The organism is Pseudomonas sp. MPR-R2A5, from assembly GCF_058793055.1.
In genome coordinates, this window is the sequence record NZ_JBXAFK010000047.1 from 31,308 (window position 1) to 45,063 (window position 13,756).

Genomic DNA, 13,756 nt, shown 5'->3' on the forward strand with positions numbered 1-13,756 from the left:
GATCCATTCACGCAGATTGATCGGACTTGGTTGAAGCTTAGTCGCTGCTGGCGCGGCGTGAAAATATTGTCCAGTCAGGTCTGTGGGCGTTTCAGGGCGGTGCGCAACAAGGTCAGCCAGCCGCGGTCGTGGGCCTGGACCCAGCGATAGGTGCCTCGGTCATTGAAAAATATGGACATGTCCTGAAGATACCAAGTGTGCATTTTGATCGTGAGCTGCGCCATGTAATCCCTGGCAGGGCTCACTATCCCCGCCCATGGATCGCAGATCCACAGGTCCGTCCAGGCGGCCTCACTGAAATCCACCGTGGGCGCCAGTGTTGGCGGCGGTGTACCCACGACCACGAACGCATGGGCGGGTGGCGTCATACCCCATACCCGCGCGGCGCCGCCGTTGAGCCGGATCAGTTCCGTCGCAACGTGGGCCATCTGGTCGCAATTGCCCGCGCCGGTCCTGAGGATCACCTCCGTAAAGTTGGGCTGGCCCACCCGGCTGTACTGCCACATCACCACGGATTCAGCGATATCCAGGCGCGCCATTTCTCCCGCGCCGACTCCGACGACATTGGACGGCCCGATACCGGTACTTTGAAGCAGGGCCACGGTGTGGGTATGGGCCTGTGTGGCGAGGTACTGGTTCAGCGTGTGCCCCGATTGAGGCGCGTAAGGTGCCCAGGTTTGCAGCCGTATCGGTTCGACCGCCACGCTCATCCCCAGGCGCCGGCCTTCGTCGCTGGCGTTCAGCAGCAGTTCGCGCTGTTTTATCACCCGTAACTGGCTGGCTTGTGCGCGAAGGAGTGCAATTTTTTCAGGCGTGAAATTGCGTTTGCTCAACTGCGAGTACAGCACTTCCAGGGTTGGCAGGTTGACCAGGGGGCGGCTTTGGATAAAACCACCGGCGCTCAGATAGTCGAGCTTACGCTTGCAGTACGCTCTGATCAGTTGCTCGTGTACGCCGCCCAGGCTGAAGTCCAGGCGATCGAGCCGCAGCGACGGGGCTGGATCGATGGCGATGACGTCGTAGAAGACGCCGGCATCGGCCTCCACCACCGTTCGCGACCTGGGCGCTGCCCCCGGAGGGTTGAGGTCGATCACCAGTGCGCGCAGGGTCCGGCGGTCATCGACAGCGTCAACCAGCCCCTCCAGTTCGACTACCCGGGTGTCGCGGGTGAGCAGATTGTCCACTTGATTGATGGGCAGGCCAAATTGCGGTTCATTTTCTATGAGTCGCCCGTTTACCTGGGCTTTATAAGCCAGCGGTGCGTTCATGGCCACCGGCGTCATTTCGAAATCGAGCACCTGGGGCGTTGCCTCATACAGCCTGCGGTTGTACACCAGTTTACGTTTGTCGGGGCCGACGGCGGGCGCGGGTATCAGGCGGATGTGCTCGATGGCCTGGGCCCTGCGCTGATGGATCGAGCTATTGAACGCCGCGAGCTTCTTGGTGAAGCAGATCAACGGGATCGGGCTGCGTTTGGTTCGAGTGGCGGCACAGGTGCTGTCGAAACCGTCCGCGGCCTTGAAGTAGGCCGGTGATGCCAGGTCGTCCAAGTGGGTGGGGGCGCGGTGATCGAGGCGCCGCACGGTATTGCCGTGCAACAGGTCGGTGGCGTCGGAGCGTGGGATGAGCAGGGGCTGAGTCCCGAATAGACGGTCGGTCACCAGCGCCTCATACCCGTTGCTGGTGTGCATTGGGGTCACGCCGAGGGCGCTGTCCAGCCGGAAGTTATCCACCGCAGGGCCATAGGGCTTGGCGCTGAAGGGATGGCAGGCGTGCCAGCGGTTTTTGTGCAGGATGGCGTTGAGGCGTACCAGGTCGCTGGTGTGCAACAGCGAACCGCTGCCAATGTCGGCGCGGGCCAGCAGTTTCAGGTGATCGAGCAGCGGGATGTCGGCTACCAGGCGTTGAACTTGCCCAATGGCCGTATCGAGGATGCGGCGTGCGTCGACGCTGAGCTGGATCAGGCCGTTACGGGCCAGCCGGTAGAGGCCGGGAAGGCCATCCAGGGGGTTCAAGACGCTATGGAGAAAGGCCGTGCTCAAGCGACCTAGTTGGAGCAGCTTGATCGGCAGGGGCATCGTCCTTTTCAAGACCGCCAACGATGCCTTGAGATAGCGCTGGGTGGGGAACAGCATCGTCAGCAGGTCGATAAAGCACGCATAACTTCCATCGATCATCCGGCGGGTGTCTCTGGAGGCGATGTCTTGGCTGCAGGACCAAAAGGGTACCAGGGATTTGAGACGGTCCAGCACGCGGTCCCAGCGTTGTTGAATGTGTTCGCGCTGTGTCGATCCCCGTGCTTGCCGACGCAAGGCATCGACTTCGAGGAAGAAATGCTCTTGCACGATGGCTTGGGCAATGGCGCGATTGACCGTTGAACCGTAGGTGAGCGGTGCCAACACGAGCGGGTCGGCAGGTGTCGAACGGCGCGACCACAATGTGTGGACGATGACCTTGGAGCGCACTCCCGGCCTGGGCTGGCGTCCGGTCGCGTACGCCTCCCAGTCCAGGGGCAGCTCATTGCCCTGCATCAGTGTGGTGATCGGACGGGTCGAGTGGGCGCCGCCGGTGGTCACCGGTATCGGCGTGCCTCCCTCATTGAATACCAGGGGCGGGCCACGGCGCTTGAGTGCGCGGTTCAACAGCGGGAAAAGCTCGTATTCGCACACCTTGGTGGGCGAGGTGCCGCGCAGGATCACGCCCATGCGGCCAATGCGGGCGATTTCCTGCTCCGGGCTGAGTAGCACGAGATCCTTGCCTGGTTCTTTTTTCAGTATCAGCAGTTGCAAGTCAGCCTGTTGCAGATGCAAGCGGTCGGCCAGGGGCAATTGCGCCAGCAGGTCTTCAATCGTGGCGCTGTAGGCCTCCTTCATGCGCTCGATATAGGCACCGAAGGCGTCGTCGAAGCGCTGATTGATGTCGCCCAGGCGCCCAAACGATTGACGCAGTTTCGCCAGGTCCACCTCAGGGTTGATGGACTGCCAACGGGTGTCGTCCAGCAGGCCATCCATGTGCAACTCCAGCAGAGAATGCAGGCTGTAGTTGCTGCGGTCGTGATGATGCATTGGGAAGCGTAGGCTGCTGCCGGCGATCGGCGCGACGGGTCGCCACAGGCAGGCCGTGTCCAGCATCGGTTGCCCTGGAAAGACCTTTTCCAGGTCGGCCAGGGCAATGCCGCGACGGGTGGGCAGCTCGCTGGCGAAGGTGATCAGCGCATCTTTCAAGGCCTGCAGGCGCTGAGTGAGGCGTCTTTTCAGGGCCGTGATTTCGTCCACCAGGTAGTGCCCATTCTCGCGCTCGGGCAGTTCGCCCTGGGCGATGGCCCAGTCCAGTAGCGTGCTGGTGGCGGTGTAGTCGCGCCACTGCTGTTGCTGGAGGGTCGCGGGCGGCTGGGACGCCAGGGCGATCATGTCATCGTAGGTCATGTGCTGCGTTGAACCGGGCGCCAGCGCCTGCGCCATCATCACGCCCTGCCTGAAGGTCATCCAGGTGATCGAGGTGCGATAGCGTAGGGTCATGGGCAACGCCTGCACCAGAAACTCCGGCGCGACGCCGGCCAGCAACAGATGGGCCGCCAGTGGCGCGGCGGCGCTCGAGACTTTACAGGTGCGTACCAGGTGCAGCTCCAGGTCGCGGCGCAGATCGACAGGGGAGTGACCCCAGTGCGTGTCGGCGGCCAGGTTGAAACCGGCCAGTGTGTAACCGCCGTTGCCGGCCCCAGGGTCCAGGTCGAGGATCAGCGCGCTCAGCACCAGCAGGCCAAGGCTTGTCTGGCTGGCTGATTCGTCCGGGTGCTGCCCATACCAGTGCAGCGCCTCGATCAGTTGCTGGCCCAACCGACGCGCAGGCTCGAGGCTCAACAGGTGGGTGAGCAGGGCGTCGGCCTGCCGACGCACCTCGTCAGTGCTTTTGTCGTTCAGCAGCATGCCGCACAGCCTGTCGAGCAGGCGTGGGGCGTTCTCCGGTTGCCCGTGGTTGACGCGTTGCACAATCGTTTCTCGTGCTTCGGTATTCAGCCGTACCGGGGATGGCGCCGTGGTGCTGAGCAGTGCGTGGTAATCGCCGTAGAGGGAGCGTCGGGGCAGGTTCATTCGCAGGCTTTGCAGGGTGTCCTGGGCGTCGCCGGCCGTGTCCGGCGGGTCGAACTGGTGATGCTGCAACAGCTGTTCGAGGGTGAAGGGGCCACAGGCGGGACCGGCAGTGATGGCCGGGTGGCGCATGACACCTGGGTGAAGCACGCTGGAGTTGCGGGCGGGGGTCAGTTCCACGCTGGCGGTATCGATAAGGGCGTCGCTGGGTTGGCCATCGATCAGGCCCGCCAACCCCACGGCCATGATGTCGCGGTCCTGGTCCAGGGCCAGCCATTGCAGGTGCTGCATCAGCGCGAGGTCGGAGTCGGCGAGGTCGTTGACCGGCAGTATCGCCAGCGGCGTCGACTGGCGTAGCGTGTTGACCAGTGTGCGGGCCTCTTCCGGGGTGTCGGGCACCGGCAAGTCGTGGCACCTCAGCAGTTGGGCGAGGCTGAACAGGCCGCTCTGGTGGACGAAGGTGCCGAGTTGTTCGGCGACACTGATCAACGAATTCAGCCCGGCTTCTTCGGGCAGCTTCACCAAGTGTTCCACACCGATATCCACCAGCGTGCCCCAGGCGTTCTTGCCGCTGAGGCGCCGCGTGGCGGGATCGAATGTATACGCGCCGGGTTGCAGGCCCTGCACCAGGCCCAGGGCCAGAAATGCCGGGGTAGTGGTCAGGGTGTCGAGCAGGGCTGCACCGGTTTGCTGATGGGTGGCCCAAAACGAACCGGAGTCGAGCTTGAAGTAGGTCTTGTAGGAGGAATACAGGCTGAAATCTTCATCGTCGATCAAACCCTCCAGGCGGTCGGCGATCTGGCGCAGGTCCTGGTCCAGTCGCTTGAGCTGATCGTTCAGGCCCGACCTGGGGTGGGCGAAGGTGTCCAGTTGGTCCAGGGCCTGGGCGATGACCATCCGTTGCCCGCGATGCCGGGGATGGGGGTAACCGTAGAAATTCAGCACCTGTTGCGCCGGCAATTTCAGCTGGGTGGCGTCGCGTTCCACGCCCAGGCTGGCCAGGTCCAGTGGCAGTCGCGTGCGCACGTTCGGGCGGTCGAGCGTTTGCTGGTAGAGCCGCAGCCAGCAACCCAGTGATGAGTGGGCGGGTACCTCCACGGGGGGCGTGCGGGCATTTTTCAGGTGGTGGATCAACTCGGCCATCAGGCTACGGTCGGCTGCCTGGCGTTGTGCCTGGCCCTGCCTGAATACCTCGAGGATGTCTTGCATGGTGTGCCTTCCTGGCAATTGTGAGTCGCCATCGTGAAGGGCCGGCGCCGGGCTGGATATCGCGAAGGTTCCGGTTTGCCTGTGGTCGGGTTCGGTGTTGTCAGTGTGAGGAGCCGGGTTTTATCGATGCCGGGTTTGACAGGGGCAGAGGCATGACTGTGCACCATTGCTGTGCAATACTCGCCGCCGTTTCCGGACGGCCAGGATTCGCTCCTCAAGCAAAAGCACTGGGTAAAAAGCGCTTTTGCCGCGACTTCCCGCTGAATCTTGTCGTTTATAGAGTGAAAAAAACTGGGTTGAGCTTTTTATACTGCCCCCCCACCGATCTGGCCCGACCAGACGCGTTCGCCCACGAGGCGCGCCCGGTGTGATGGCGTCATGGCAAACCCGTCGTGACGTCGTGCACTCGGTGACTCAATCCAATAACAAGACGAGGTTGTACCCCTATGCCAGTTGGCAACCACCTGCCCCATGGCGAGACCGCTCAGGGCGGTCCGCTCAAACGTGAATTGGGCGAACGGCATATCCGCCTGATGGCCCTCGGCGCCTGCATCGGTGTCGGGTTGTTTTTAGGCTCGGCCAAGGCCATTGAAATGGCCGGCCCGGCAATCATGCTTTCCTACATCATTGGTGGCCTGGCGATCCTGGTGATCATGCGCGCCCTCGGTGAAATGGCGGTGCACAACCCTGTCGCGGGTTCTTTCAGCCGTTATGCCCAGGATTATCTCGGCCCGTTGGCAGGCTTCCTTACCGGCTGGAACTACTGGTTCCTGTGGCTGGTGACCTGTGTCGCCGAGATCACCGCGGTGGCGGTGTACATGGGCGTGTGGTTTCCCGACACCCCACGCTGGATCTGGGCCCTGGCGGCCTTGATCAGCATGGGCGCCATCAACCTGATCGCGGTCAAGGCGTTCGGCGAGTTCGAGTTCTGGTTCGCCCTGATCAAGATCGTCACCATCATTGCGATGGTGATCGGCGGTGTCGGCATCATTGCGTTCGGCTTCGGCAATGACGGCGTGGCGCTGGGCATTTCCAACCTGTGGGCCCATGGCGGCTTCATGCCCAACGGTGTGCAGGGGGTGTTGATGTCCCTGCAAATGGTGATGTTCGCCTACCTGGGTGTGGAAATGATCGGCCTCACCGCCGGCGAAGCGAAGAACCCGCAGAAGACTATTCCGAATGCCATCGGTTCGGTGTTCTGGCGCATCCTGCTGTTCTACGTCGGCGCATTGTTCGTGATCCTGTCGATCTACCCCTGGAATGAAATCGGCACCCAGGGCAGCCCGTTCGTGATGACCTTCGAGCGCCTGGGCATCAAGACCGCCGCCGGCATCATCAACTTCGTGGTGATCACCGCGGCGCTGTCGTCCTGCAACGGTGGCATCTTCAGCACCGGGCGCATGCTCTACAGCCTGGCGCAGAATGGCCAGGCCCCGGCGACCTTCGCCAGCACCTCCAGCAACGGCGTACCGCGTCGTGCACTGCTGCTGTCGATCGGCGCACTGCTGCTGGGTGTGTTGCTCAATTACCTGGTGCCGGAAAAAGTCTTCGTCTGGGTGACCTCCATCGCCACGTTCGGCGCGATCTGGACGTGGGTGATGATCCTGTTGGCGCAGCTTACGTTCCGTAAACGCCTGAGCCCGTCGGAACAGGCCGGGCTGAAATACCGCATGTGGCTGTACCCGGTCAGTTCGTACCTGGCGTTGGCGTTCCTGGTGCTGGTGGTGGGCCTGATGGCGTACTTCCCGCAGACCCGTATCGCGCTGTACGTCGGGCCGGTGTTCCTGCTCGTGCTGACTGTGTTGTTCTACGTGTTCAAGTTGCAGCCGACGCAGACGGCCCAGGGTGAGGTCCGCCCGGTTTAACCGCGTGATCCGGGCGGGGTCATTGTCCAGGGGCAGCCACGGCGGCCCCTGGCGTGGTCACGGACGTCGCATGGCGTGAACCGCCGCTTCGGTCAACTGCCTGATCAGGCGCTGGCGTTCGGCGGTTTCCAGGTCGATCAGCGCTTGCAACCGGTCCAGGTATTCATCCGAATGCTTGTCGGGCACTTCCCGGTTCAACTGCTCTTTTTGGTACCGGGTCACGTTTTTGATCGTCATGAACGGTTCGGGGAACCGGCGTTCCAGGTACCTGAGCCAGAAGTCCCGAGTCTTGTACGACTCCAGCAGCAACGAGGGCGTGTCCAACGCGCGCAGCGTCTGTCGGGCGGCGGTGATATCGGCTTCGCGCACACCGTAGGTCTCCACGGTGTACAGCATCTGCTCGGTGGCAATGGGCAGGTTGAATTCCTCGCGTAGCCTGACCCGATAGAACAGTATGATTTCTGCCGGGTCCGGCGGGGTGTAGCGGGGAGTGTCGGCGTACGCTTGATTCAATCGACCGATGTGATTTTCGGCGAGTCGATCCAGGTGCTCGAGGAAATACACCTGCCTGGCCAGGCCCAGCAATTCCCGATCGATCCGATCCTTGTCGTGGCGAGCGAGGGTCTGGTGAGTACGGTACATCAGTTCCATGTTGCTGAAGGTCAGGATGGCGCCGTCGCCACAGGTACCCGCCGCATAGGTGTTGAGAAACACCGTTTCCCGCAGTTCGGTGGAGTCTCCCAGTGCATTGAGCAACCGCCAGACCCGCAGGCTCAGGTTCTTTTTGATCTGCCCGCCTTGCCTGTAATCCAGCGATTGGGTCAAGTCTGCCAGGACGCTGAATACATCATCGGATCGAGCACCTTCATGGCTGGCCAGTGCTTGCCAGAGTTCTGTCGCCGTTCCCCACTGAACCCGGTCCAGGGCATCGAGCCACGGCGTGACATCAGGCGCCACGGCCACGAGGTCCGCCGCAGCGCCCTGCATGCTGTTGCCCCTCTGGGCGTTGTACCGCGCGATACGTTGCCGGGTTTGATCAGACAGCGGGTTGCCGCGCAGCTCGATATTGCGGTTTCGCAGGAACGCCCCTGGATGGGTAAAGACCGCTTCGGGGATATCGGTGATCAGATTGTCCCGCAGGTTCAGGCTGGACAACTCGTCATGTGTGGCGGCGCCCACCGGCCATTGGCTGATACCGGTTTCCCTTAGATCGAGGGTATGCAGTAGGGGCATCCGAGTGATATCGGGAGCAATGCCCAGGGGGTTGCCGCTGAGCTGGAGGGTCTTCAGGTTGACCATGCCTGCCAGGCGGGTGGCGGAGTCTGGGGTCAATACAATCGCGTTATCGCTCAGGTTCAGACTGGTGAGGCTGGTCATGTCGGTGACCGAGGTGGGCAGCTCGGTTAACTCGCAGTCGAGGTGCAGGTAGCGAAGCCCGGAAAACTTGGCGAGGAACGCATTGCCGTTGGCGGGGAAGCGGTTGCCTGAGAGCCTCAAGTGTTCGATATGACTGAAACCGGTGGTTCCCGTGAGAAAGGACGCTGGGGGCAGATCGTTCTCGTCGAGCTGCAGTTGCAGCGACGAGGTATACATCAGGTGTTCCACGTATTGCTGCGGTTCTTCGCATCGCCAGGCCCGGCGCAATTGGTTGGCGATGTAGCGACGTTGGCCGAGGTTCAAGCCCAAGGGGTCTACCTGCGGGTCATCGATGGCTTGCGGCGTGTCGCTCCAGCGGGACAGCTCGATGTCCATGGTGCGGAATTCGGCCTGCCGCCGGTCCAGCTCGATCAACAGATCGGGTTCACTCAGGCCCAGGCCGCGGATCAGGGCATTGGCGGTAGTGTTGTCGAACCGGGGATACAATTCCTGCACCCGGCTCACCAGGTCTGGCGCTCGTTGGCCACCGAATGGCCAGAGCCAGCTGAAAACGGGATACGCCAGGAATGAGCGGTCCAGGCCCATGGCCGGTTGCAGCCAGGGTTGCAGATGGGGCAGGCCCAGCAGGCTTTTCATTTCTACGCGCTGGGAGAATGCCAGGTTGGCGATCTGCGCCTGGAGCTCGGAAAGGTCGAGTTCGTCGGTGATCCCCAGTGATGTCCGTTCGCTAGCGCCCAGGGTCTGGACGATGGCCGGGAGCAGGTTGCTGCCGCTGCCGAGCGGAGCGGCAAGGGCCGTGCCTTGAGGGCTGTAGGGGTGGTAGACCGCGCCTTTCTTGACCAGCACTTTGCGGTTCGTGCCGGCCGCGTCTCCCGCACCTTCGATGCTGGGGCCGTTGAAATGCCTGTCGCGTACCTCAATGCGCAGGTCCGCGGGCCAACCGGTTACAGCCTTGAGCAGGTGCAGGGTGATCTTGTCGCTGTCCGGGTTGACCAGGCTGTCCATGTACAAGCCTTCGAAGGCGCGATTCAAGCGCACTTCGTGGGCGGTCAGCCGGGCTTGTTCGGTCAGGCGCAGGCTGGTCTTGCCGTGTTCATGCAGTTGCTTGAGTTCGCGAGGGGTTGCATGGCCCAGGATGCCCTCGATAGCGCTGTTGGGGAGTTCGGCATGTTGGGTCTTGAATTGCTCTCGCAGTGCATGGGGACGGTACTGTTCACTTTCCTTGTAGAGCGAATCGAAGAGTTGGTTCGTGTGATCCTGTGCGAACGTGACGACTTTTTGCACCAGTTTGAACAGCCGCTCGTCAGCCAGGCTGGGCAACTCCCCGAGCAAGGCGTTGATCAGCGCGTCGTGGCGGGTGAGTTCGTTCAGTAACCGGCCTTCTTTGTAGTGTTGCTCGGTCACGTTGATCGTTTCAACGTTGGTCGCCTGCGTCGCGGGGTATTGGTAGCGCACCTGGTTCCGAGGGCCGAGGATCTGCAACCTGTGGCTGTCTGGCCACCCCGGCAACCCGGAGATAATCAACAGTTGCAGCTCCGGGTTGGCGTCCTTGCTGTTGGGGTCCACCCGCAACGCGCCGATGAAGTGTTGGATCTGTTGTTCGATCTTGAAGCGTTTGCTGGTGTCGGCGAGCAAGGGCGGTGCCGGGTGACCGGCGTGGTGGACCTCGCGCAGGACATGCGCCGGGGTGTCGGTCAGGGCCAGGATGCGGTTGGCCTGTTGCTGGGTGACCGCGTAGTGCGGGTGGCCCAGGCGATGGAACAACTGATGAGTGTCCCATACCATCGGCTGCTCGCTGGCCAGCCGCCAGGCGCCCTGGCCGTTGTGCTCCAGAAGCGGGGTGTCGACCCCGAGTTTGCTGGGGTGTTTAAGCCGCCACTTGAACAGGGTTTTATCGAACGTGACCTGGTAAAGGCGGCCCGAAAGTGGCAGGTAGTCCTTGCCCTCAAGGGTGAAAAGCCCGTTGGCGCTGGGCGGGAGGTGCGATGGCAGCATCAGGTCGTGTTCGTACTGCATTAACGATCCATTGAGCAGGCTGACGAAACCTTCGGGGTTGCGTCGGGCGCTCATGGTATCGCCCAGGGTTTTGCGCAGGCCCTTGGCATCGGTGGCGCTGTTCATGCCCAGTAGTTCGCGCTCGTGAGGCTGGAGCACCGAGGCAATGGCCAGGTAAAAACTGTCGTGGGCGGGCGAGACGGGGATCTCTCCACCATTGGCAATGTCGTAGGCCTGGTAGAGACCGTTGGGGTAAAAGCGCAGGTTCACCGTGCGATCGTCCGGGCCGCTGGGCACGTAGGGTTTTCCCAGGGCGACCTCGGTGATCACGAAGGGACGCTTGAGTGTGCCGCGTATCAGGGAGCCGGCGATCTCCCTGGCCCATAGGTCAGTGTCTGCATTGAATTCGCGTGGGTGGTACAGGGCGTCGATGATCGCGTCGATGCGCAATGCGGTGCGGTGATGATCGATGACGTCAACAAACGCAGTGGGCAGTGTGCCGCCCGCGAGAAAAGCCTCCTGCTGGCGCGCCGTCAACGGGTGTTGGCCCAGTATCAGATCCAGGTTGGCGGCGGTCAGGGGCGGGTTGAGGTCGCGCAGTTTTTTCAGCAAGGGCGTGAGGGGGGCCAGGGACCGTGACACCTTGATCGGCAGAAACCGTCGGGCGCCGGGGGCGACGCTCAGTTCGGCTTTTTCGTAGCCCCAGTAATTGAACAGGGCCGAGAACAGGGTGAGCCTCTCGGTGCGTGCCAATGCCGCGACCTGTTGGCGCACGGTGCTGATGCGCTGGGCTTCGGAGGCGCCGGGCTGGCCTTCCTTGCCCAGGCTCGAACCCCCTGGCTGCTGGCGAATGATCAGTTCAAGCAGGTGTTCGTTGCCTTCGGGGCCAATGCTCTGTGGGCTCAGGCCCGTGTAACTGCCATCGTCACGGCGCTTGAGGTTGATGGTGTGCGGGCGCGATGGCGGTTGTCCGGTCTTGCCATAAGTCTCGATCAGCGTGCCTTGTGGGTCGTGGATGTTGAGCCGCGTGTCGGCCGGCCAGCCGCTCAATTGCGTCAGCAGGCAAAAGACCGCGCTGTCGGCATGCGCGGGCAATTGGCCGGGCAAGGGGAACTGCTCGATGACGTGCTGGATGACCCGGTCGACTTGCAGGCGCCTGACCCCTTCGATCAGGTTCAGTGGTGCCGCCTCGGCGCGCCAGACGTTATCCAGGGTGGTGCGCGTGGTGGCGGTGCTGCGCAGCATATGTTCAAGGTCTTGCGGAGTGGGGGGCGACGCGCCGTTGGGCAGCATGCGTTGCACCAACTCAAGGTTGGAGAGGGTATGGGCGTTCTGCAAATCGAAGGTCCACGCCTGGGTCGCCGGGTCGAAGACAATCGCCGGGGTATATCCGTCGGTGGCTTTGATGAGTACGTAGCGTTTGCTCAACGGGTCGAACCGGACCTCGACCAGCACGTCCATTTCGCCCTGGCACAGTTTGGCGTAGTGGCGTGCATTGAACGTATAGATGCCCAAGGCGTTGGGGGTGGTCCCGTCGACCAGGCGTTGATTGTCATGGGCATAAGGCTGGGCGTCGGGTTTCCATAGCCCATGGGTGCCGTCGGGACGTGTGATTTTTTGTGGGTGACCGAGTTTTTCCAGGTATTGGAGCATGCGCTGGCGATGGACGCGGCCCGCCGTTGAGATCAATTTGCCGCTGATCGCCAGGTCGGCGACATCGGCCAGCGCCGAGGCAAATCCACTGGCTTCGCCTTTGGCCAACTCATTCACGCCCTGGGCGACGCTGTAGGTCAGGCTGCCCATCACCGCGAGTTGCATGACCCGGTTCATGCCCGTGACGCCGCCGGGCAGGGGTGTCAGCAGCAATTGCAGCACTTCTGCGGCGATGGCTGCCACCGCGTCCTTGAGCGCTTGCCAGTCCTTCTCGGCGCGTGTTTCGGCCAGGGTATCCAGGTCTGCCTGAAAGCGCTGGACCTGCCGGTAGGTATAGGCCTGCACCAGGGAGACTTCACGACTGGGCTTGATATCAGTGCTGAAGCGGATGTTGTCGAGGGTTTTTTTCGGGAACGCGCGGTGAAATGCGTTATAGAGGCTCCCCCCCAGCCAGTTGAACCGTGTGAGCGGCTCCTGTTTGTCGATCAATGATTTGAACACCGACATGCCGACCAGGGGCAATTGCCGGGCGAACCAGCTCAGGTCTTTGTGCTCGTGACTCTGGTGCAATTGCTCCCGAAACGCGCGTTCGGCAGCCTGGGCGTCTTCGTGGTAGCGCAGCGCGCCGCCGGGGCGGAAGGGGAAATAGGACAACACGCCCAGGCTGGCCACCCGGATCAAGAACAAGGGCGTGGGTATGCTGGTTTCCCAGGGCACGAAGGGCACCGCGATGATGGGTGTGACGCCGGAACTCAGGCTCAGGGTGTCGAACGGCAACTGTGGGCCGTCGCCGCTGATGGCGGCGTCCAGTCGGTTGAAGTGCTCCAGGGTGACGCCGGTGGTGGCGCGGTTGCGGTAGGCTTCGATGGCCTCGAAGCGCAGGCTGGCTTTGGCGCAAGCGGCGAATAAGGGGCGCAGCGGGCCATCGGCGGCCATGGCGATTTTGGTTTTGTCACGCAATTGGCCGCCCAGATCCAGTTCACGAGCGACCTTGATAAAGGTTGCCGCGTTCAGGCTTCTGTCATTGTCCGGCCCGACCACATAGCTGGCTTCGACCACGCTGAAACCCGAGTCGCCGGGGATGGCGTGGGTGAAGCCAAAGTTCAGACACGCGGCCTCCCACAGCGACAGCTGCTTGAGATGATCGATGTAATGAAAGTCGTATTGGGCCCGACGCCGTCGGGTGGTTCTTCGGGTTAACTCTTCCCTGAGGCTTATCGCCTCATCGGGTGGGTCCCAGGGGAAGGGTTGCTCGCGTTTCTCCTTGTAGCGGGTGAACAGGGTGTATTGCTCGGGGTCGCGCCCACCGAGCTTTTCCCGCAATTGCGCCAGGCCCTCGGCCTTGAAGTCCTGGGTATGGGCTTGCTGGGCATCTTCCAGGGCCTTGTGGGCGTCCAATGCCTCGCGCTGCAAGGTGAGGTATCGCGTTCGTTCCTGCGCATTCAAGCTGCTCAGGGCTTGAATCACGTTGTGCTGGATCTGCTCGAGGGCCTGTTGTCGGGACCAGGACGCGCTGGATTGCAAGTTTCCTGATAGCCCATTGAGCAGTTGATAAGTGGACATGTGCCA

At 62.2% G+C, this 13,756-nt stretch carries 3 protein-coding genes; 1 reads left to right on the top strand and 2 read right to left on the bottom strand.

Going from position 1 to position 13,756, the window contains the following annotated elements; all coding sequences use genetic code 11:
• Window positions 1-74: 74 nt before the first annotated feature.
• Entirely contained in the window at window positions 75-5,297 is a 5,223-nt protein-coding gene (locus AC1Q6I_RS27240) for a hypothetical protein (protein ID WP_102624599.1), read from the bottom strand.
• A 446-nt stretch (window positions 5,298-5,743) separates the two neighbouring features.
• Here AC1Q6I_RS27240 and AC1Q6I_RS27245 point away from each other — a divergent pair, with 446 nt between their 5' ends.
• Window positions 5,744-7,162 carry an amino acid permease gene (locus tag AC1Q6I_RS27245; RefSeq protein ID WP_102624598.1) on the top strand — a complete coding sequence of 473 codons (1,419 nt, stop codon included), beginning with the start codon at window positions 5,744-5,746 and terminating at the stop codon, window positions 7,160-7,162.
• Window positions 7,163-7,219: 57 nt separating this feature from the next.
• On the opposite strand, the gene AC1Q6I_RS27250 is transcribed toward AC1Q6I_RS27245, so the two are convergent.
• Window positions 7,220-13,750: an NEL-type E3 ubiquitin ligase domain-containing protein gene (locus AC1Q6I_RS27250; RefSeq protein ID WP_102642558.1), complete on the bottom strand. Its 6,531-nt coding sequence runs from the start codon at window positions 13,748-13,750 to the stop codon at window positions 7,220-7,222.
• Window positions 13,751-13,756: the final 6 nt, after the last annotated feature.

Coding starts and splice junctions, on each gene's coding strand:
- AC1Q6I_RS27240 (WP_102624599.1), bottom strand. CDS start 5,297: ATGCAAGACATCCTCGAGGTATTCAGGCAGGGCCAGGCACAACGCCAG.
- AC1Q6I_RS27245 (WP_102624598.1), top strand. CDS start 5,744: ATGCCAGTTGGCAACCACCTGCCCCATGGCGAGACCGCTCAGGGCGGT.
- AC1Q6I_RS27250 (WP_102642558.1), bottom strand. CDS start 13,750: ATGTCCACTTATCAACTGCTCAATGGGCTATCAGGAAACTTGCAATCC.